A 19,823-nucleotide genomic window follows, 5' to 3' on the forward strand; every position below is an offset into this window, starting at 1 on the left:
CCGGGTGGCCGCCATGCGCGTCTGCATCACAATCGATACGGAGTTCAGCATCGCCGGGGCGTTTGCCGATCCGGCGCGGCGGCCAGTGGGCGCGCAGATGGTGCGTTGCGAGGTCGGCGGACGGTCGCAGGGACTGGGCTTTCTGCTTGACTGCTTCCGCAGGCATGGCGTGCAGGCGACGTTTTTTGTGGAGACGGCACAACGATATCACTTCAACGATGATCCGATGCGCGCGCTGGCGACGCAAATCGCTGCCGCCGGCCATGAGGTGCAACTGCATGTGCATCCCTGCTGGGCGGTATTCCAATATCCCGACTGGCCGCAGCGCGTGCGGCAGCAACCGCGCCAGGATGACCTGGCCGGACGCGATGTGGCATCGACCCTGGCGCTGCTGCGGCACGGGCAGGCCACATTTGCTGAATGGGGCTTGCCGCCGCCGCGGGTATTCCGCGCCGGTAACCTGCAATATGACGACAATCTGTTTCGCGCGCTGGCGGCGGCGGGCATTCCGTATAGCTCCAACATTGGCCTGGGCATCTACAACGCCGGACTGACGTCCTATCAGTTGTACGCCGGGCGGCATCGGCGGCATGGTGTGGTGGAGTGTCCCGTGCTGAGTTACCGCGACCGTGGCGTGCATCTGAAGTCGGTGGCGGTTTCCAGTACCAGCTTTGCCGAGATGCGCGCGCTGCTGGAACAGGCGTATGCGGCAGGCATGGAGTTGGTGGTGATCCTCACCCATCCATTCGAGTATGTGCAAAGCGGTGACGAGGGATTCCGGCAGTTGCGGCGGCATGCGCTGAATCAGGCGCGCATGCGGCGGCTGTGCGCCTACCTTGCGGCGCATGCCCAGCGTTTCCAGGCGTGCGGCATGGCGGCTGCGGCCAGCCAGCCGTTGACGGCTACCTCATCGAATAATCCGCTGCTGCGCGGCCGGGCATGGCGTACCGCCTGCCGGATCGCCACGCAGGCCGTCTATGACCGTTACGGCCGATGGGCGCTTGCGCTCGACGGCGCCATTGCGAGGCTGCGCATGGACCAGCAGCACGGGACGTGGCGTGGCACGGTGCGGGCCTGGCTGGCGCGGATCGATTTGGGCAGTGGACGGCTGGCGGCATTTCATCTTCAGCATCCGGACCGCGTGCGGCGCGTGGTATTTGTCTGCCTGGGGAATATTTGCCGCAGTGCCTATGCGCAGCGCGTGGCGGATCGCCTCGGCATGGATGCGGTATCGATCGGCCTTTCCACCACCACCGGCGCATCCTGCCCCGAATCCGCCCTGCGCGCGGCGCAACGCGGCGGCGAAGATTTGTCGGCACACCGCGCGACAGATATTCGCGACTTCGACATACAGCCCGGAGACCTGTTGGTGACAATGGAAGTGCGTCACGCGCAAGCGCTCCAGCAACGCCTGATCGCCCGCCACGATATCCAGATCGCGCTGCTGGGACTCTGGTGCGATCCGCCCATGCCGCACCTGCACGATCCCTACACGCTGAGCGACGCCTACTTCGACCGGTGCTTCGCGCGCCTGCGGCAAGCGGTCCACGGGCTGCACCGCACCCTGGAACGGAACGCCACATGAACCGGTCGTTTTCGATTTACCTCGATTTGGTGCGCATCGTCAGCGCGCTGCTGGTGGTGCTGTATCACTCCAACCTCCGCCTGCTCACCTTGGAAAAACTGCCACTCAGCACTCACGGTCACGCCGCGGTGATTGTGTTCTTCGTCCTCTCCGGCTACGTGATCGCCCACATCACCAGCACCCGTGAAAACACGCCGCTGGAATACTGGTCCAGCCGCCTGGCGCGTTTCTACTCGCTGGCGTTGCCTGCCGTGCTGCTCACGCCCCTGCTGGATAGCATTGGCGAAGCAATGGCGCCGCAGTTCTATGGCGACCGCACCACCCACGATCTGGCCTGGCTGCGCATCCTCACCAGCCTCGCCTTCCTCAACGAGGTCTGGACGCTGTCGATCATGTCCTTCTCCAACGTGCCGTATTGGTCGCTGTGTTACGAGTTCTGGTACTACGTGCTGTTTGCCGTCCTCACCTTCACGCGTGGCCGCAAGCGCCTGCTGTGGTGCTGCGCGGTCGCGCTGCTGATCGGCCCCAAGATCCTGCTGCTGGCGCCTGTGTGGGCGACTGGCGTGCTGCTGCAGCGCTGGACTGCCTTGCAGCATGTAGGTCGTGTGGCCGGCGCCTTGCTGCTGGCCGCTTCCTGCATCGGCTATGCGCTGTTCCATCATTACCAGCTGACGGAGGCCGGCAGCGCGTGGCTGCGCCAGATCGTCGGCGCGCATTGGCACCAGCAGTTCGCGTTCTCGCGCTACTTTATAACGGACTACCTGCTGGCGGTCATCGTAGCCTGTCATTTCGTCGGCGTGCGCGCGCTGGCGCTGCCGCTTGAGCGACTGGCGTCCGTGGTGCGGCCGCTGGCCGCCTACACCTTCAGCATCTACCTGCTGCACCAGCCGCTGATTCAGTTCTACGCCGCGTTGTTCCGCGGCGATCCGGCCGCGCCGTGGTTCTACATCGCCACTATGCTGGCGGTCTTCGCCAGCATCTACGCCATCGGCACAGTCACCGAGCAGCAGCGGCACCATTGGCGGCGGGCTATACACCGGCTACTGGCATCGCCCGCGCCGCAGCCGTTGCCGGCGGTGGTGCTGGGTATCGATACGCCCATCGGGCTGGCCATCATCCGCGATCTTGGCCGGCATGGCGTCAAGGTGGTTGGCATGGCGCGCAGCGAGCAGGCGCTGGGACTTGGCTCGCGCTATTTGCACCGCAGCGTGGTGCGAGCGGACGACGTGATCCCCCAACTGCGCCAGCTTGGCAAAGAGATTGGCCCGGCCGCGCTGTTCGCCATTTCGGAGGCCGATATCCTGATACTGAACCAGGCGCGCAACACGCTGCCCGGCTATCGGATGATGTTTGCCGACGCTCCGCGCATGGAGAGAGTGCTGCGCAAGGAATTGACGTATGCGGCGGCGGCGGATGTAGGCATATTCGTGCCGCGCACCTGGCATCCCGCATCGGACGCGCAAGTATCTGCCGCTGCGCGCGAGGCGCGCTATCCGGTGGTGCTGAAATGGGCCGATCCAAACGCCGTTGCGCCGTTGCTGCGCCAGGCCGGAATGGCGCTGGAAAAGGCGCAGCATTGCGGCGACGCCCAGGCGCTGGTGACCGCCCTGCGGCGCTACCAGGCGCTGGGCCGCTATCCCATGGTGCAGGAATATTGCGACGGCTACGGCCTGGGACAATTCGTGCTGATGAAGGATGGCGAGGCGCTGTATCAATTCCAGCATCGACGCCTGCATGAGTGGCCGCCGGAAGGAGGCACCTCCACGCTATGCATATCGATGCCGGTGTCGAAGCAGCTGATGCGGCAATCAGTGGCCCTGCTGCGCGCGTTGCAGTGGGAAGGGGTGGCGATGGTCGAGTACCGCTACGATCCATTTACCGGACGCGCAGCGCTGATGGAGGTGAATGGCCGCTTCTGGGGCAGTCTGCCGCTGGCCTGCCACGCAGGCGCGAGCTTTCCGTGGTACTGCTATCAGACGCTGGGCCTTCAGCGGCCGATTGCCGCCAGCCCGTATCGCGCCGGCGTGCGCTGCCGCTTCATGACAGCGGAGACGCGCCGCCTGCTGCATCTGCTGATGCGGCCCTCACCGCAGACCGGGCGCTGGCGCGAACTGGCGGCTTATCTGAGCGAATTCCTGCACCCGCGCGCCTGCTACTTTATCCACGATTGGCGCGATCCGCTGCCGCTGTGGCGCGACCTGCGCCACAGCGTAATACAGCGCTTGCGCGAACAGCGCTACCTGAACAAGGCAAAGTGACTTATTTGCCGATCACCTTCACGAGGCCAGCCGCCGACTTGACCAAGCCGGCATCGCCGCCGCTGGCACTCAGCTTGCCGGATGCGTCATCCCACTTCAGCTGCGTCACGGTCGACTTACCGTTCTCGTAGTCGTAGCTCACGCCATCGTCGTCATACAGGCGGAACTCGCCGCTCTTGCCCGGATAAACGTTGATCGCAGCGATGCCCTGCTTGGTCGCCGTCGACTGCACCTCGGCGCCAATCGGCACAATCGAACCGGCCTTCACAAACACCGGAATCTGGTCGATCGGCGCGGCCACCTTGACCCAGCGTCCGCCGGTCAGCTTCTCGTTGGTCCAGAAGTTATACCAGTCCGTGCCCGCCGGCAGGTAGACATCCTTTTCGGTCTGGCCCTGCTCCGTGACCGGCGCGACCAGGAAGGCAGGTCCAAACATATATTGGGTGCCGATGTTTGCCACGTTTGGATCGTTGGCGAAGTCCATCCACAAAGGACGCATGAACGGCGCGCCAGTATCGTGCGTGAACTTGGCTTGCGAATAGATATAAGGGATCAGCTGGTAGCGCAGCGTATCGTAGCGCGCCATCACGGCCTCCGCCTGTTTGCCGAAGGACCAGATCTCGGCCTCCTTGCGGTCGCCGTGCAGGCGCAGCGTCGGCAGGAACGTCCCGTACTGGAACCAGCGCGTCAGCAGCTCCGGATAGTCGTGGTTATTGCCGACCACATTACGGGCATCCGACGGGTCCAGCAACGGCGGCTTGACCGCGCTGCTTTCCGCCGCCAGCTTCTGCCAGCCGCCGATATCGTTGCCCCAGTAGGCGATGCCGGACGCCGTCATGTTCAGGCCAGTCGGGATCTGGCGCGTCAGCGCTTCCCAGGTCGGCTGGATGTCCGAAGACCAGAACAAGGCGCCGGTGCGCTGCGAACCCAGATAAGCGGCGCGCGACAGGATCAGCACCCGCTTGTTCGGCTTCCACGCGCGCATGTTCTCGGCCACGCCTTCGACGTGCATCAGCGGGAACAGGTTGTGATAGCGGTCGCCCGAACCGATCGAATAGAAGAAACCATCCGGCACCAGATCCGGCTCGGTCTCGTCCAGCCACGGATAATCGAAGCCCTGCGACAGGATATTGTCGCGCGCCTTTTCCCAGAACCACTTACGCGCCGCTGGATTGGTCGGATCGATCAGGCCACCGGTGCGATCGGAACGGAACGGCAAGCCATCGACGGTCTTGCCGTCCTTGTCCTTCAACAGCAGACCTTTGTGATCCAGCTCATTGAAGTAGCGGCCGGAAGTTTCGTAGCGCGGCCAGATCGAAATGATCGACTCCATGCCCATATCATGCAGCTGCTTGTTCATCGCTTTCGGATCAGGGAACTGCGCCGGGTCGATATCCATCTGGCCCATGCGGGTCCAGTAGAACCAATCCACCACCATCACGTCCAGCGGATACTTCTTCTGCCGATAAGTATTCGCCACGCGCAGCACTTCCTGCTGGCTGTCGTAGCGGGCTTTCGACTGAATCAGGCCAAAGGCGGATTTCGGCGGAATCGGCGTTTTGCCGGTCACGCGCGCATAGCCCGAGTAAATTTCTTCCGGCGTCGAACCCGTGATGACGAAGAAGCTGACGCGCTCCCCCACATTCGACTGGAATGCCGTGCGGCCGTTGACGCCGGCAATGAAGCGCGTGGCCGACGGGTTATCCCACACAATGCCGTAACCCTTGGACGACACCATGAACGGCACGCACACGGTCTCGCCGGCCGGCGCGTCGTACCAGTGCTTGCAATCGAGGACGCGGCCGCGCAGATCCAGCGCGCCGAGCGATTCCTGGTTCTGGCCCATGCCGTAGTAATGCTCGTCGCGCGCCACCGAGAACGACGCGCCGACCTGGAAGGTCTTTTCGGTGTTGACGGTCTGCGGCGACATCTCCCAGCCGTTCATACTGACGACCGTCTCGCCCTTGGCGTTCAACACCTGCAGGCCGACTGGCGCCAGCGACGGCGCGAAATACTTCTGGCCCTGGGTCGGCACGGCGGGCGGCGGCGACGGATTGACGCGCACCGTCATCGCCGACGAGGTGAAGACATCGCCGTCCTTGCCGCCGTTGTGGCGGAAGGCGGTGTTGTCAGCGTTCTTCGGCAGGACGCCGTAGCCCGGCCCTTTCAGCACCTGGTCCTTGTCGACGGCGATCGTGACATGAACGACATTGGGGCCGTACGCTTCAATCGAAACATAGGCGCCGTCGCGGTCCAGGGTGGCGATCGGCGCGGCAAGCGCGGAGGAGGACAACACGAAAATCGATGCGAGCGCGGTGAATACCGGCGTGTGGGCGAGCAGTCTCATAAGCCTCTCTTAGTGTGGAGATGTGCCAGCATTGTGCGTCCTCATTTTCGAAATGGCAATTACGAAAATCACCAAATAGCACTATGTTTCTGCCGTCCGCAACTCGCCGCGCGCCTGATGAATCACCTGGCGCGCGGCACTGACGGCCAGCCCGCCCATCACCGCCGCCACCATCAGGTCCGGCCAGCGCGTGCCGGTGCCGAATACGCCCAGCGCAGCCAGCATCACGGCCAGATTGCCGATGGCGTCATTGCGGGTGCACAGCCACACCGAACGCATATTCGCGTCGCCGTCGCGATAAGCGTACAGCAGCAAGGCGACCGTGCCATTGGCCAGCAGTGCGGCAAGGCCGATGGCGCCCATTACCGCCGGCGCAGGCACGCCGCCGTTCGCCGTGTCCCACATGACCTTGGCCAGCACAAAGCTGCCGTAGGCCGCCATGGTCAGGCCCTTGGCCATGGCAGCGCGGGCGCGCCAGCCGAGCGACGCGCCCAGTACCAGCAGCGACACCGCGTAGTTGCCAGCGTCGCCAAGGAAGTCGACTGCGTCTGCCAGCAAGGCGGCCGAACCGGCGCGCCAGCCGCCGGCCAGCTCCACCACAAACATCAAGGCGTTGACCACCAGCGCGATCCACAGAATACGGCGATAGCGGCGGTCCACCACCGGTTTGGCCGGCGCGCAGCCGCCGGAACAGCAATCAGACATGCGTCCTCCCTTGATGTATAGTCGCCATTACAAACCCTGAAGTCACTACAAGGTCAAGCCATGAAAATTGGAGAGCTGGCCAGCCACACCGGCTACACTGTGGAGGCGATCCGCCACTATGAACACGCGGGGCTGCTGCCCAAGCCTGCCCGCTCGTCTGGCAATTACCGGCTATATGGCAGCGCGCACCTGGAACGGCTGCGCTTTATCCGCCATTGCCGTTCGCTGGACATGGGACTGGGAGAGATCCGCACCCTGCTGGCGGTGCGCGATGAGCCGGAACAAAGCTGCGCCACGGTCAACGCCATGCTGGACCAGCAGATCGTCCAGGTCCGCGCGCGCATCGCGGAGCTGCGCGCACTGGAACGGCAACTGCGCGACATTCGCGGCTTGTGCGGCGATAGCCACGCAGCCAGGGACTGCGCCATTCTGCGCTGTCTTGGCAGCACGCCATAGCAATGTGATGCACCGAACAGACCATTGCCTGCCGCGCGTCTAAGATGTGGCGCTTACCGCCACAACGAAGAACAGGAGCATGGTTTGAATATTCAACGCTATCTGGCCCCCTTTTCCAATGTCGACGGCGAGGAGCTGCTAGTTGCGGCCAGCGCTGCCGCCATCACCTTCTGTGCCATTTACGGCGTATTACGGCTGCTCCGTCGACGCCTCTGCAAACATGACGAAGCTGGCCGCCCGGACCGTCCTGCGGTACAGCTGTTCAAGGAAACGCTGAACCGCACCAGCATGCTGGCGGTCCTGGCGATATCGCTGCTGGTCGGCCTGAAAATGCTGGAACTGCCGCCGATCTGGGAAGATCGCCTTGGCCATCTGTGGTTCATCGTGCTGGGCTTCCAGCTGGTGTTGTACCTCGACCGCGCCGCCACGCTGGGCGCGCGCCGCTACTTCCGCAATCACTCCGAAAATCCGGACTCGCCAACCACCGTCGCCAACACGTTGATGGTGTGGGCTTTGAAGACCACCGTATGGGTCATCTTCATGCTGGCTGCCTTGTCCAACCTTGGCATCAACGTCTCCGCGCTGGTGGCCAGTCTGGGCATCGGCGGTATCGCGGTCGCGCTGGCGGTGCAGAATGTGCTGGGCGACCTGTTTGCCTCACTGGCCATCGCGGTCGACAAACCGTTCGAGGTGGGCGATTCCATCGCCATCACCAACGTCTCCGGCACGGTGGAGCATGTGGGCCTGAAAACCACCCGCATCCGCGCCGACAGCGGCGAGCAAATCATCATCGGCAACGCGGAGCTGCTGAAAAACGTGGTCCGCAACTACAAGCGTATGCAGACCCGCCGCGTGCAGTTTTCGCTGCGTATCAATCCGGCCACGCCGGCGGCGCTGGCGGCCAAGGTGCCCGATGCATTGAGAGCCGTGGTGGAACGCCAGCCCGACGTCCGCGCCGACCGCGTGCACCTGAAGTCCGTCACGCAGGATGCGCTCGAATATGAACTGGTGTTCTACATTCTGAATTCGTCGTATGCCAACTTCATGAATGCGCAGCAGGCGGTATTGCTGGGCGCCCTGGAAGTGTTCAGCGAATTGGGCGTGGACGCCAACGCGCCGACACGTCGCCTGCTGTTCGAGAAAGGTGCGGAAGCGGCCAACGAGACGGAGCAACCAGAGCCCCGTCTCGCCGCCCGCGCACATTAAGGCTTGAGCTTTTCGTCTTCGGCCTGGGCATCCTGCATCGCTTCCGGCTCGAGTTCCTCGGCCGAGCGATTCAGGTGAACGAAGACCCCCCATGCGGCCAGCAGCACACCCACGCCGCTCACCAGTGCTGCGACATACAGCAGTTCGCTGACATCTTCGTGCACCGCGTGGAACGTGGCGACCAGGCCCTCAATCGCCAGCGCCACCACGACCACGACGAAGAAGCGCGACAGGAAGCGGCGCACGCGGGTCGGCGCGCTGATGTCGGCGTCGCGCACCACTTCTTCTTCGATGATGGTCTCGGCGATTTGCAGCGCCACCACGGCGGCGGCCAGGATGCCGATCGCCTCGATCACTTCCTGCGCAGCCACCACCCCGTCCGCCTGCAATGCATGCCAGCCCATTTCTGCGCCTATCATGATCAAAAACAGCGCGCCCACGGCAAACAGCAAGGCAATCGCCGCATGGACCACACCAAACGCCATCATCAGTTGTTTCATTGTTGATTCTCCAGCAGTTGAATTGAACAATTGTAGAGCGCAGCGTCGGCGCTAATCGTGCGCTAGGGCACATAGATTGTTTCTATAATCGCAGCTATTATTAACTTTACAAGGCAATGCCATGCGAAAGATCCTCCCGCTGCTGCTCGGCGCCACTCTGGCCTCCGCAGTCTATGCCGACATGCCGGCCAAGGATATCGGCAAAGGCGCCAAGGACCATCCGCTGCTGTCGCGCTTTGCCGATTCCAAGATCGTCGGCTACGACTTCAAGGAGTTCGACGAAGTGACGATCCCCGCAGGCAAACGGGTGGCGGACAAAAGCGGCAAGCCGGGATTCGAAAATTCGCTGACGGTCGAAGGCCGCTATACCCGCATCGCGTACAACTATCCGAAGACCCGCTCCGCCGTCGAGGTGATGCGCAACTACCAGGCCGCGCTGGAAAAGGCCGGCCTGAAAACCGTGTTCTCCTGCGTGAAGGAGACGTGCGGCGAAAACTTCGGCGAATACATGTATGACAAGAACCTCGGGAACAATTTCATCGACGGCGGCCAGCAATACGAACCGTTCATCTACGGCCGCCGCGATGACCGCTATCTGGTGGCCAAAGGCGCTACCGCCGACGGCACGCTGGTGCACGTGGCGTTGTGGGTGGTGGCACCAACCGAAAACCGCAACGGCGGCTTCTACATGCAGGTGGTCGAAGGCAAGCCGATGGAAGGCGGCAAGGTCAGCGTGAACCTGAACGCCGGGGAGATGGCGAAGAGCATCGCGGCCGACGGCAAGGTCGCGGTGTACGGCGTCTACTTCGACACCGACAAGAGCGATGTCAAGCCGGAATCGAAGGCGGCGCTGGGCGAGATGGCCAAACTGCTGCAACAGAATCCCCAGTTGAAGGTGTTCGTGGTCGGCCACACCGACAACCAGGGCGCGCTGGCGCACAACGTGGAGCTGTCGCAGAAGCGCGCCGACGCCGTGATCAAGACGCTCGCCACCGACTACAAGGTCGATGCAAGGCGTCTCGCCGCCAAAGGCGTAGCCTCCTATGCCCCGGTGGCCTCCAACGACGCCGAAGCGGGACGCGAGAAGAACCGCCGCGTGGAGCTGGTCAAGCAGTAATCAGCTGGTCGTACGGAACCAGCTGACCAGCACCGAGATGGTCACGATTGACAGCACGGTGGATACCAGAATGCTGCCGGCGATGCCGACCGCCTGGCGCTTGTACATATGCGCCAGCATGAACGGGCCGGTGCCGGTCGGCAGCGCCGCCAGCACCACGGCCAGCCCGGTCATCGCCGGCGACAAATGGAACACATACACCGCCAGCACCCACGTCAGCGCCGGCTGGCCAATCAGCTTGAGCGCCACCTGCGCGCTCAGCGCCGGAATCTGCGGCCGGCCGCGCTGGTCGGCGATGAACAGTCCCAGCGACACCAGCGCGCACGGACTGGCCGCATGCGCCAGCAAGGACAGGAAGCGGTCCACGCCTTCCGGCAGCGGCGGCGCATAGCCGGCGTACAGCGCCCCGAGCACGGGCGCCAGCAGCATCGGATTCTGCGCCAGCGACCAGCTCACCTTCTTCAGGATGCGGCCGATGCCGCCGCCCTCGCTCACGCCCAGCTCCACCACCGTCACCGCGATGCCGAACAACACGCACACGGTAAGGATGGACGTGATCGTCGCCGGCATCATGCTCGATGGCCCGAACGCCGCCAGCGCCAACGGAAAGCCGATAAAGCCTACGTTGGCATAAGCGGCGTTCAGCCCTTCCAGGCTGGCGTCGGCCAGCTCGCCGCCACGCATGCGGCTCACCGCTACTGTGATCGCGTAGACCGCGCCGCTGGCCAGGCCAAAGGCGGCGATGAAGCCCGGCTGGTCCAGCTGCTTCCAGCTGGACTTGGCCATGATCTGGAATAGCAAGGCCGGCATGCCGAGATAGACCACGAAGCGGTTCATCTCGAAGGCACCTGCCTCGCCCATCCAGCCGCGATAGCGCGCCAGCCAACCGACGCCGATCAGCGCGAAGATCGGCAGCACGATGGAGAACAGAACCTGCACGTTATCCTTTCCAGCCGAGCAGGAAGTCCAGCAGCGCTTCGTTGACGCGCTCCGGCTGCTCTTCCTGCGGCAGGTGGCCTGCCTGGGCGATTGGCGCGGTGCGCAGGTCGCTGGCCATTTCAGACCATATCTTCGCCATGTCGAACATCTTTCCGACCGCGTGGAAGTCCTCGCCCCACAGGGCCAACGTCGGGCAGGCGATCTTGATGTCGGCATCGACCGTGTCTTGCGCCACATCCTCGCCGATGGCGCGGTAGTCCGACATGGCGCCGCGCAGCGCGCCGGGACGGCGGTAGGCTTGCACATAGGTGTCGAAAGCCTTGCCGTCGATCGCCAGCGGGTTGTAGCACCAGTCGGAGAACAGGTGGCGCAGCCACAGGTCTTCGCGGCCGGAGATTAGCGCCTCCGGCAGATCCGGCACCTGGTTGAAGATGAAGAACCAGTACGACTTCGCCAGTGCCGGACTGAATTCGCGGGCGACGATACGAGTCGGCACATTGTCCATCACTACCAGGCGATCCAGCAGTTCCGGATGGTCCTTGGCGAAGCGGGTCGCCACACGCGCGCCGCGGTCGTGGCCGACCAGCGCGATTTTCGGAATATCCAGTGCCTTCAACAGCTCCACCAGGTCGCGCGCCATGTTGCGCTTGTCGTAGCCACCGGCCGGCTTGTCGGTTTCGCCGTAGCCGCGCAGGTCCGGCGCGATCACGCGATAGTGCTTGGCCAGTTCCGGGATCTGGAAGCGCCAGGCGAAATTCGTTTCAGGGAAACCGTGCAGCAGTACCACCGGGGCGCCCTTGCCCGCTTCCAGGTAGTGTTGACGGATGCCGTTGGCCTCCACCGTGTGGTGCTTGATGTCGATGCTCATAGATTCCTCGCGATTGGATAACTCGCCGATTAAATCAGTTTGGCCTGTCAATCAACACTATCTTAGGATGAGTACTTTGGGGAGAGGAGAAATCAGGACGGGCGCGCCTACACTCCGGGGATGACATCCAAGCAAGGAAAAAAAGATGAGTGAGATTCCCCTCAAGCGACGCGACTTCCTGCGCGGCGCGGCGGGTTTTGCGCTGGCCTCCGGCGTCGGCGTCGGCGTCGGCGTGGGCGCCACCGCCGCCACCGCCGGTCCGCAGTCCAAGCCCTATTCGCCCACCTACTTCACGACCGCCGAATGGGCCTTCATCAACGCCGCCGTCGAGCGCCTGATACCTAACGACGGCAATGGTCCCGGCGGCGTGGACGCCGGCGTGCCGGTTTTCCTCGACAAGCAAATGCAGCTACCCTACGGCCACGGCGCCTACTGGTATATGCAAGGACCGTTTCACCCGGAGACGCCACCGACGCTGGGCTACCAGCTGCGCCAGACGCCGCGCGAGTTGTACCGCGCCGGCATCGCCCTGATCGACCGCGCCGCCGTGCACGCGCACAAAAAGCCATTCGCCCAATTGGACGCGGCCCAGCGCGACGCGCTGCTGACGCAGGCCGATCAAGGCCACCTGCCGGAAGACAGCCTCCTGGCCGCGGCCTTCTTCGCCCTGCTGCTGCGGAATACCCGCGAAGGCTACTTCGCCGATCCGCTTTACGGCGGCAACCGCGACATGGCGGCCTGGAAGATGGTCGGCTTTCCCGGTGCGCGCGCCGATTTCACCGATTTCATCGATCAGCAGGGACGCAAGTATCCCTATGGCCCGGTGGCGATAGACGGATCGCGAGGCTGACCATGAAACCAGTAGATGCAGTCATCATCGGCTACGGCTGGACCGGCGCAATCATGGCCAAGGAACTGACCGACGCCGGCCTGTCGGTGCTGGTGCTGGAGCGCGGCCCTGAACGCGACACCGCACCGGACTTTGAATACCCGCGCATCGCGGATGAACTGAAGTACGCCGTGCGCGGCGACCTGTGGCAACCGCTGGCCGGCGAAACCGTGACCATCCGCCACAAGCCTGGCGAAATCGCCGTGCCGTATCGCCAGTACGGTTCCTTCATCCTTGGTAACGGCACCGGCGGCGCCGGCGCGCACTGGAACGGCCAGCAATGGCGCGCTTCGCCCAACGACCTGCGCATCCGCAGCGTCTACGAAGAACGCTACGGCAAAAAATTCATCCCGGACGACATGAGCATTCAGGACTACGGCATCAGTTACGAAGAGCTGGAGCCCTATTTCGACCACTTTGAAAAAGTCACCGGCGTGGCCGGAACGGCCGGCGGCAATCCGTTTGAGGGAAAACGGAGTAATCCGTTTCCGCAGCAGCCGATGCCGCCGATACTGAGTTCCCAGCTGTTCGCAAAGGCCGCGCGTGAACTGGGCTATCAGCCCTTCCCGGTGCCGGCCGCGAACAGCACCGCCGCCTACACCAACCCGTACGGCGTGCGCATGGGCCCATGTAATCTGTGCGGTTACTGCGAGGGCTTCGGCTGCTTCCTGTATTCCAAGGCGGCGCCGCAGACCACCATCATCCCGGTGCTGAAGGGCCGCAGCAACCTGCAAGTGCGCCACAACAGCTACGTCACCCGCATCCTGCTCGACAGCAGCGGCAAGCTGGCCACCGGCGTACGTTATATCGACGCCAACGGCAAGCAGGTCGACCAGCCGGCGGCGATGGTGGTGCTGGCCAGCTTCCAGATGAATAACGTGCGCATGCTCCTGTTGTCCGGTATCGGCAAGCCTTACGATCCGGTCACGGGCAAGGGCGTGGTGGGCAAGAACTACGCTTACCAGATGGTCAGCAGCAGCACCGCGTTCTTCGACGAGAGCGTGAACATGAATCCCTTCATCGGTGCCGGGGCCGCAGGCCAGCAGGCCATCGACGATTACAACGCCGACCACTTCGACCATGGCAAGCACGGTTTCGTCGGCGGCGCGATGATCTTCGCCGGCGCCACCGGCGGCCGTCCCATCGTGCAGATGCCGTTGCCGCCCGATGCGCCGCGCTGGGGCAGCGGCTGGAAAAGCGCGGTGCGCAAGCACTATGCGCATAGCAGTTCGGTCGCCACCATGGGTTCCGTCATGTCCTACCGCGACCGCTATCTGGACCTGGATCCGACCTACCGCGACGCCCACGGCGTGCCGCTGCTGCGCATGACCTTCGACTGGCATCCAAACGAATACAAGATGACCGCGTTCACCTCGGCGCGCGCCGGCGAAATCGTCAGTGCGATGAAGCCGCAGCGCATGTCGCAGCACATCCTCAAGCCGGGCGACAGCTACGACGTGCGCGTCTACCAGTCCACGCATAACACGGGTGGCGCCATTATCGGCACCAATCCGTCTAATAGCGTGTTGAACCGCTATTCGCAGTGCTGGGATGTGCCGAACGTGTTTGTGTTCGGCGCCTCGTCCTTCCCGCAGAACATCGGCTACAACCCTACCGGCCTGGTTGCGGCGCTGACCTATTTCGCCGCCGCCAAAATCCGGTCCACCTACCTGAAAACCGGCGGAGCACTGGTACACGCATGAATAAACGGACTCTCTTTATCGGTGCGGGATCGGTGCTGGTGATTGGCCTGCTGACGTTAATCAGCGCCACCCGCTGGTCCGACTCGCACGCCGGTGCGCACCCGCAAGCGCCGGCCGTCAGCACGGCAACGATCGCGCGCGGCGCTTATCTCGCGCGCCTCGGTGACTGCGCCGCATGCCACAGCGCGCCGGGCCAGGCGCCCTATTCCGGCGGCCTGCGCATGCAAACGCCGATCGGCGCCATCTACACCAGCAACATCACGCCGGACCGCCAGCACGGCATCGGTAATTACACGCTGGCCGATTTCGACCGCGCGCTGCGCTTTGGCGTGGCCAACGGCCATACGCTGTATCCCGCCATGCCGTACAGCGCCTACTCCAGCACTACGCCGGAAGACGTGGCCGCGCTATACGCCTATTTCATGCACGAAGTGCAGCCGGCAGCGGTGGCCAGGCGTGACAACGACATACCGTTCCCGCTGTCGATGCGCTGGCCGCTGACCATCTGGCGCTGGGCCGTCGCCCCCGCGCCGCGCGCCTTCCAGATGCAGACCAGCGACGCCATGCTGCGGCGCGGCGCCTACATCGTCGAAGGTCTAGGCCATTGCGGCGATTGCCACACGCCGCGCGGGCCATCGCTGCAAGTACGCGCGCTGAGCGCGGCCGATGGTCCGGCGTATCTGTCCGGCGCCATCATCGACGGCTGGCATGCCCCTAGTCTGCGCAACGGCGACCGCACCACCATCGGCGCCTGGAGCGAAGCGGATATCGCGCAGTTCCTGCGCACAGGCAGCAACCGCCATGGCATCGCCTTCGCGTCGATGAACGAGGTGGTAAGCAACAGCACCCAGTTCCTCAGCAGCGATGATGCGGCGGCGGTGGCGCACTTCCTCAAATCGCTGACCGATACGGGCGCGGGCATGGGTCGCTATGTCTACGATCCCGCCACGAGCCTGGCGCTGCGCAACGGCGACGCCGGGGCGCGTGGCGCACAGCTGTACCTGGACAATTGCGCCGCCTGCCATCGACCGGATGGCAAAGGCTATCAGGGCGTATTCCCTGCGCTGGCCGGCAACCCCGTAGTAGCGGCCGCGCCATCCGACTCGGTGATCCGCATCGTTTTGGAAGGCATGAAGACCGCGCGCACCGACAGCACGCCCGCGCAGTTCTCCATGCCCTCCTTCGCCCAGCGCTTGAGCGACCAGGATGTGGCGGATGTGGCGACCTTCATCCGTGCCAGCTGGGGCAATCAGGCGGCGACCATCAGCGCCGCAGAGGTGAAGCAGCAGCGCGCCAGTCCGCGCTAGACATCCAGCCGGTGCAGCACGGCGCGCGGGGCGGCTATTGGCGGAACAAGCGCTTGAGGGCCTGGCGGCCCAGTTCCGTCACCGGCAGCTCCATCGCATCCAGCGTGTTCTTCACCAGCAGGCCGAGCTCAGTGTCACCTTCCATCGACAGGCGGCGCGAGAAGAACAGCGTGTCCGGGTCCTGCTCGCGTTTGGCCAGCGCCACGAAGTCGCGCGCGCAGGCGCCGATTTCCAGGTCTGGCGCGCCGTTGCGCTTCAGCGCCGCGAAACCGTCGCCGCGCCAGGTGAAGTCGAACGCCACGCCAGCGTCGCTGACGCGCACCCGCAGGTGATGCCCCGCTAGGCCAGCGCGTACATCGTCCGGCAGATGTGGCTTGACCACCAGGTTCAATGCGGCCACGCACAGTAGCGATCCCGGAAAGGCCGGCAGGCGCTGGCCCAGCGTCGCCAGCAAGGCAGGCAACGGCTGGACGGCGCTGTAATGGTTAGTTGCGACTGGGTTCATGCTGTGCTCTCCATGTTGTATTCAAGTCCGGGCTTGCCGTACCAGTAGCCGTTGCAGGCCTCGGCCGGCAGCAGCGGCGAGATGATGTCGACGGCTTTGCGCGGGGCCAGCGCACCGGTGCGCGCGGCGTCAAATGCGGCGATGATCTGTTTCATATGGGTTGACTGGGGGTTGAGTCGCGCCACATCCACGCCCAGCTCCGCCATCTGCACGATCTCCGCCGCCAGGTTGTACACCAGTGCGGACTGGCTCTGGATGCCGTTCAGGACCAGGAACGGCTGCTTTTCGCGCGTCTGCATCATCAGGCCATCGGGATGATCGATGCAGCTGAAGCGGCAGTCGTCCTTCGGCAGATTGCGGTTGCGCGCCGTGAAGCAGCGCGCCGAAAACGCCAGCGGCATGCGGCCGAAGGCGAATACCTCTGTCTCCATCCCCTGCGGCCGTTCGCGCTGCATGTGCGCCAGTCCCGCACGGCCCATCTCCAGCGGCATGACCCAGCGCCTGGCGCCAAGTTCGTGCAGCAGCGCCAGCGTCGGCGGGTTGTAGACGTTGAGATGCGGGCCGGCGACGAACGGTTGGCCGCTCAGCATCTGCACTGCCCCCATGTCGTTGGCCTCTACCTGGAAGCGGCCATTGGCCACCAGCTTGCGCTGCGCGCCGACGTCCGCGCTGGATTCGATCAGCGCCAGCGTCGACATCACCACTTCCTTGCCACAGCCTTGCAGTAGCTCGGCCACGGCCAACCAGTCGGCGGCGCGCAGTTCGTGGCGGCGCGAACACACAGTTTCGCCGAGGTAGACGATATCCACCGGGCTGTCCGAGATTTCTTCATAAAATTCCATGACTTTGGCGCGCGGCCAGTAATACAGCAGCGGCCCGAGGGCGAGTTTCAGCATGACGTCTCCGTTGTTATTTCCACGCGCGGTGATACGCGCCCAGTGTGTGCTGCTGGCCTTCCGCCAGCGTATTCAGTTCCGCCATCCAGGCTGGCTTGACCGAGTAGCGCGCCGCATTGCGCAGGCAGTCGTCCAGCGCCGCGCGCCAGACACGCGTCACCTGCGACACGTAGGCCGGGCTGCGCTGGCGGCCTTCGATCTTCACTGCACGCACGCCCATCTCCAGCAGCTGCGGCAGCAGCTCCAGCGTATTCAGGCTGGTTGGCTCCTCGATGGCGTAATAGGTTTCGTCCTCTACCTCAAAGCGCCCCTTGCACAGCGTGGGATAGCTGGCGTTTTCCTGCGGCGTATAGCGGTCGATCATCACACCGTTCAGACGCGACTCCAGGCCGCGCGGATTCTGCTGCCAGCGCACCGCCCTGGCCGGCGAGCAGACGCCGTGGGTATTTGGCGATTCGCCCGTCACATAGGAAGACAGCTGGCAGCGGCCCTCCACCATCACGCACAGGCTGCCAAAGCCGAACACTTCGATTTCCACCGAAGTGTTTTTCACCACGTGCTCCACCTGCGCCAGCGACAGCACGCGCGGCAGCACCGCGCGCGCCACGCCAAACTGCTTCTGGTAGAAGTTGATGGCTTCCGCATTGGTGGCCGAGCCTTGCACCGACAGGTGCAGGCGCAGGTTCGGATAACGGTCGGCGGCATAGCGCATCAGTCCCGGATCGGCCAGGATGACCGCATCCACGCCGGCGTTGGCGGCGCGGTCGATGGCGATTTGCCACAACGCGGTGTTGTGCGGCTGCGGATAGGTATTCAACGCCAGCAGCACCTTGCGGCCGTGGTCATGAGCGTAACCGATGCCGGTGCTGATGGCCGCATCGTCGAAATTCAGGCCGGCGAAGTTGCGGGCGTTGGTGGCGTCGCGAAAACCGAGGTAGACGCAGTCGGCGCCCAGATCGATGGCGTTCTTTAGCGCCGGCAGGCTGCCCGCCGGGCATACCAGCTCGATGGGAGGAGATTCAGATGGATTCATAAGGTTTTGATAGCTAACAGGGGCGGACGAACTGTATCGCCTCGTGATCCCGGAAATCCTTGATGTGAATCAAAGAATTTGACCTTTATCGGGTGGGACAATGTGCGCACGCTTAATGAAGGACAAACAAGATGCAAAAGATCGCCACCTATCTCGATCACGATCATCGCCGTTGCGACGATCAATACGCCCTGGCGGAATCGGAAGTCATCCTGCACCACTGGGACGCCGCCACTGCTCAATTCAGCAGTTTCCTGACCATGTTCGGCCTCCACCTGGATAAAGAAGAACGCGTGCTGTTCCCGCGCCTGGGTCACGCCTTGGGCAACGGCTACGGCCCCACGGTGGTGATGCGCGCCGAGCACCGCCGCATGCGCGAGATGCTGAACCAGATGAAAACCGCCATCGCCCGCCACGACTGCGACGCCTTCTTCGACCAAGCCGACATGCTGCGCCTCCTGATGCGCCAACACAGCCTGAAAGAAGAAGGCATCCTGTATCCGCAGGCCGACTTCGTGCTGGCGCAGCAGGCCGATGAAGTCCTGGCCAGCATGGAGAATCTCGAACAAAACGCATGGAGCGTCGCATGAACAGCCAATTCCATATCGAGGCCGTGCTGCGCCAGGCCAAGCCGCGCCTCAGCACCCTGCTGAAATTGATGTTCAGCGAAGCGCAGGCTTTCGGTCAGAAAACCCAATGGCTGGGCAGCGTGATCGCCTTGATCGAGCCGCTCGGCTTCCAGGAGCGCACCATCCGCACCGCCCTGTTCCGCCTCGCCGAGAGCAAATTGATCAAGATCGAACGCCACGGTCGCCGCAGCCTGTGCATGTTGACGCCATCGACGGCGGCCGCCATCCAGGCCGCGCGCCAGCGTCTCAACACGCCTGCCGCGCGTAGCTTCGGCGAAGACTGGAGCATGCTGGTACACACGGGCGGCTTCAGCGCCGCGCGCTACGCCACCGCGCGCAAGCAGCTGCTGGAACTGGACTACTGCGTGCTGGCGCCGAACATCATGGCGCGACCGGCGTCCTACGCGCGCGGCGTGCAGTCCGGCGAAGACCACGGCCTGGCGCTGTTTGAGGTGAACGGCAGCCAGCTGGCGGCGGCCGTGCGCCAACCGCTGTTCGGCAAGATGGACTGGGATCTGGAGACGCCGAAGGAATTGTACGAAGAATTTCAGCAGCGCTTTACGCCTTTGCGCGCGATGCTGGGCAAGCGCGGCGCCCTCACCGACCAGCAAGCCTACATGGTGCGGCTGCTTGTCAGCCACGGCTACCAGCATAGCCGCCGCAGCGATCCGCTGCTGCCACAGGAACTGCTGCCGCCAGAGTGGCCGGCGATGGCCGCCTACCAGACCTATGTCGCCCTGTACGCGGGCTGCGCGGCGCAGGCACGCCGGCACATCCTCAAAATCACTGAACCGCCGGCGCTGGAACAGCCAGTCATTGCAGCGCCGCCGCCCCGGCAAGTGGTGCGCCGGTCCAGCGTTTACATGACTGCTTAATCATC

General features: G+C 63.8%; 18 protein-coding genes. 10 read left to right on the forward strand and 8 right to left on the reverse strand.

All coding sequences use genetic code 11. From position 1 onward, the window contains the following. Nucleotides 1–13: 13 nt before the first annotated feature. Nucleotides 14–1,585 (forward strand): arsenate reductase/protein-tyrosine-phosphatase family protein, encoded by a 1,572-nt coding sequence (locus tag HH213_RS29960; protein WP_217363481.1) that lies wholly within the window; start codon nucleotides 14–16, stop codon nucleotides 1,583–1,585. Continuing rightward, entirely contained in the window at nucleotides 1,582–3,843 is a 2,262-nt protein-coding gene (locus tag HH213_RS29630) for an acyltransferase family protein (RefSeq protein ID WP_169114820.1), read from the forward strand. Before HH213_RS29960 ends, HH213_RS29630 begins: the two co-directional genes overlap by 4 nt. Nucleotide 3,844: 1 nt before the next feature. Here the strand turns inward: HH213_RS29630 and HH213_RS29635 are convergent, their stop codons facing one another. Together HH213_RS29635 and HH213_RS29640 are read right to left on the reverse strand one after the other, a co-directional pair. After that, complete coding sequence (locus HH213_RS29635) at nucleotides 3,845–6,190, reverse strand: glycoside hydrolase family 31 protein (protein WP_169114821.1); 2,346 nt, start codon at nucleotides 6,188–6,190, stop codon at nucleotides 3,845–3,847. 81 nt (nucleotides 6,191–6,271) lie between these two features. Beyond that, nucleotides 6,272–6,895, reverse strand: coding sequence for a cation efflux transmembrane domain-containing protein (locus HH213_RS29640; protein WP_169114822.1), 624 nt, complete (start codon nucleotides 6,893–6,895; stop codon nucleotides 6,272–6,274). A gap of 60 nt (nucleotides 6,896–6,955) precedes the next feature. Here HH213_RS29640 and cadR point away from each other — a divergent pair, with 60 nt between their 5' ends. Beyond that, the gene (gene cadR / locus HH213_RS29645; RefSeq protein ID WP_169114823.1) at nucleotides 6,956–7,351 is read left to right on the forward strand and encodes a Cd(II)/Pb(II)-responsive transcriptional regulator; all 396 of its coding nucleotides are present in this window, start codon (nucleotides 6,956–6,958) and stop codon (nucleotides 7,349–7,351) included. A gap of 84 nt (nucleotides 7,352–7,435) precedes the next feature. Next, nucleotides 7,436–8,557 (forward strand): mechanosensitive ion channel family protein, encoded by a 1,122-nt coding sequence (locus tag HH213_RS29650; protein WP_169114824.1) that lies wholly within the window; start codon nucleotides 7,436–7,438, stop codon nucleotides 8,555–8,557. Here HH213_RS29650 and HH213_RS29655 read toward each other — a convergent pair. Continuing rightward, nucleotides 8,554–9,057 carry a hypothetical protein gene (locus HH213_RS29655; RefSeq protein WP_169114825.1) on the reverse strand — a complete coding sequence of 168 codons (504 nt, stop codon included), beginning with the start codon at nucleotides 9,055–9,057 and terminating at the stop codon, nucleotides 8,554–8,556. The two genes, HH213_RS29650 and HH213_RS29655, sit on opposite strands and share 4 nt — an antisense overlap. A 121-nt stretch (nucleotides 9,058–9,178) precedes the next feature. Here HH213_RS29655 and HH213_RS29660 point away from each other — a divergent pair, with 121 nt between their 5' ends. Next, on the forward strand, nucleotides 9,179–10,174 hold the full coding sequence (locus HH213_RS29660; protein ID WP_110849273.1) for an OmpA family protein: 996 nt from the start codon (nucleotides 9,179–9,181) through the stop codon (nucleotides 10,172–10,174). Here the strand turns inward: HH213_RS29660 and HH213_RS29665 are convergent, their stop codons facing one another. Both HH213_RS29665 and HH213_RS29670 read right to left on the reverse strand, forming a co-directional pair. After that, the gene (locus HH213_RS29665; RefSeq protein ID WP_229263228.1) at nucleotides 10,175–11,113 is read right to left on the reverse strand and encodes an AEC family transporter; all 939 of its coding nucleotides are present in this window, start codon (nucleotides 11,111–11,113) and stop codon (nucleotides 10,175–10,177) included. A 1-nt stretch (nucleotide 11,114) separates the two neighbouring features. Then, complete coding sequence (locus HH213_RS29670) at nucleotides 11,115–11,981, reverse strand: alpha/beta fold hydrolase (RefSeq protein ID WP_169114826.1); 867 nt, start codon at nucleotides 11,979–11,981, stop codon at nucleotides 11,115–11,117. Nucleotides 11,982–12,126: 145 nt separating this feature from the next. Here HH213_RS29670 and HH213_RS29675 point away from each other — a divergent pair, with 145 nt between their 5' ends. From HH213_RS29675 to HH213_RS29685, 3 genes are read left to right on the forward strand one after another with little or no spacing between them, the layout of a single operon-like run. Then, nucleotides 12,127–12,831, forward strand: a complete 705-nt coding sequence (locus HH213_RS29675) for a gluconate 2-dehydrogenase subunit 3 family protein (protein ID WP_169114827.1) — start codon at nucleotides 12,127–12,129, stop codon at nucleotides 12,829–12,831. A gap of 2 nt (nucleotides 12,832–12,833) precedes the next feature. Next, nucleotides 12,834–14,573 (forward strand): GMC family oxidoreductase, encoded by a 1,740-nt coding sequence (locus tag HH213_RS29680; RefSeq protein ID WP_169114828.1) that lies wholly within the window; start codon nucleotides 12,834–12,836, stop codon nucleotides 14,571–14,573. After that, the gene (locus HH213_RS29685) at nucleotides 14,570–15,880 is read left to right on the forward strand and encodes a c-type cytochrome (protein ID WP_169114829.1); all 1,311 of its coding nucleotides are present in this window, start codon (nucleotides 14,570–14,572) and stop codon (nucleotides 15,878–15,880) included. The genes HH213_RS29680 and HH213_RS29685 overlap by 4 nt, the downstream gene beginning before the upstream one ends. Nucleotides 15,881–15,914: 34 nt before the next feature. Here HH213_RS29685 and ubiT read toward each other — a convergent pair whose 3' ends face one another. From ubiT to ubiU, 3 genes are read right to left on the reverse strand one after another with little or no spacing between them, the layout of a single operon-like run. Beyond that, entirely contained in the window at nucleotides 15,915–16,385 is a 471-nt protein-coding gene (ubiT, locus tag HH213_RS29690) for a ubiquinone anaerobic biosynthesis accessory factor UbiT (protein WP_169114830.1), read from the reverse strand. Further along, the gene (gene ubiV, locus HH213_RS29695) at nucleotides 16,382–17,281 is read right to left on the reverse strand and encodes a ubiquinone anaerobic biosynthesis protein UbiV (protein WP_169114832.1); all 900 of its coding nucleotides are present in this window, start codon (nucleotides 17,279–17,281) and stop codon (nucleotides 16,382–16,384) included. The genes ubiT and ubiV overlap by 4 nt, the downstream gene beginning before the upstream one ends. Nucleotides 17,282–17,294: 13 nt before the next feature. Continuing rightward, complete coding sequence (ubiU, locus tag HH213_RS29700) at nucleotides 17,295–18,314, reverse strand: ubiquinone anaerobic biosynthesis protein UbiU (RefSeq protein WP_169114834.1); 1,020 nt, start codon at nucleotides 18,312–18,314, stop codon at nucleotides 17,295–17,297. Nucleotides 18,315–18,445: 131 nt separating this feature from the next. Here ubiU and HH213_RS29705 point away from each other — a divergent pair, with 131 nt between their 5' ends. Together HH213_RS29705 and HH213_RS29710 are read left to right on the forward strand one after the other, a co-directional pair. Continuing rightward, nucleotides 18,446–18,904, forward strand: a complete 459-nt coding sequence (locus HH213_RS29705) for a hemerythrin domain-containing protein (RefSeq protein ID WP_169114836.1) — start codon at nucleotides 18,446–18,448, stop codon at nucleotides 18,902–18,904. After that, on the forward strand, nucleotides 18,901–19,818 hold the full coding sequence (locus HH213_RS29710) for a PaaX family transcriptional regulator C-terminal domain-containing protein (RefSeq protein WP_169114838.1): 918 nt from the start codon (nucleotides 18,901–18,903) through the stop codon (nucleotides 19,816–19,818). The genes HH213_RS29705 and HH213_RS29710 overlap by 4 nt, the downstream gene beginning before the upstream one ends. Nucleotides 19,819–19,823: the final 5 nt, after the last annotated feature.

The organism is Duganella dendranthematis, assembly GCF_012849375.1.
GTDB classification, from domain to species: Bacteria; Pseudomonadota; Gammaproteobacteria; order Burkholderiales; family Burkholderiaceae_D; genus Rugamonas; species Rugamonas dendranthematis.

Coding starts and splice junctions, on each gene's coding strand:
- HH213_RS29960 (WP_217363481.1), top strand. CDS start 14: ATGCGCGTCTGCATCACAATCGATACGGAGTTCAGCATCGCCGGGGCG.
- HH213_RS29670 (WP_169114826.1), bottom strand. CDS start 11,981: ATGAGCATCGACATCAAGCACCACACGGTGGAGGCCAACGGCATCCGT.
- ubiU (WP_169114834.1), bottom strand. CDS start 18,314: ATGAATCCATCTGAATCTCCTCCCATCGAGCTGGTATGCCCGGCGGGC.
- cadR (WP_169114823.1), top strand. CDS start 6,956: ATGAAAATTGGAGAGCTGGCCAGCCACACCGGCTACACTGTGGAGGCG.
- HH213_RS29675 (WP_169114827.1), top strand. CDS start 12,127: ATGAGTGAGATTCCCCTCAAGCGACGCGACTTCCTGCGCGGCGCGGCG.
- HH213_RS29660 (WP_110849273.1), top strand. CDS start 9,179: ATGCGAAAGATCCTCCCGCTGCTGCTCGGCGCCACTCTGGCCTCCGCA.
- HH213_RS29635 (WP_169114821.1), bottom strand. CDS start 6,190: ATGAGACTGCTCGCCCACACGCCGGTATTCACCGCGCTCGCATCGATT.
- HH213_RS29630 (WP_169114820.1), top strand. CDS start 1,582: ATGAACCGGTCGTTTTCGATTTACCTCGATTTGGTGCGCATCGTCAGC.
- HH213_RS29640 (WP_169114822.1), bottom strand. CDS start 6,895: ATGTCTGATTGCTGTTCCGGCGGCTGCGCGCCGGCCAAACCGGTGGTG.
- HH213_RS29680 (WP_169114828.1), top strand. CDS start 12,834: ATGAAACCAGTAGATGCAGTCATCATCGGCTACGGCTGGACCGGCGCA.
- HH213_RS29705 (WP_169114836.1), top strand. CDS start 18,446: ATGCAAAAGATCGCCACCTATCTCGATCACGATCATCGCCGTTGCGAC.
- HH213_RS29685 (WP_169114829.1), top strand. CDS start 14,570: ATGAATAAACGGACTCTCTTTATCGGTGCGGGATCGGTGCTGGTGATT.
- HH213_RS29710 (WP_169114838.1), top strand. CDS start 18,901: ATGAACAGCCAATTCCATATCGAGGCCGTGCTGCGCCAGGCCAAGCCG.
- HH213_RS29655 (WP_169114825.1), bottom strand. CDS start 9,057: ATGAAACAACTGATGATGGCGTTTGGTGTGGTCCATGCGGCGATTGCC.
- ubiV (WP_169114832.1), bottom strand. CDS start 17,281: ATGCTGAAACTCGCCCTCGGGCCGCTGCTGTATTACTGGCCGCGCGCC.
- ubiT (WP_169114830.1), bottom strand. CDS start 16,385: ATGAACCCAGTCGCAACTAACCATTACAGCGCCGTCCAGCCGTTGCCT.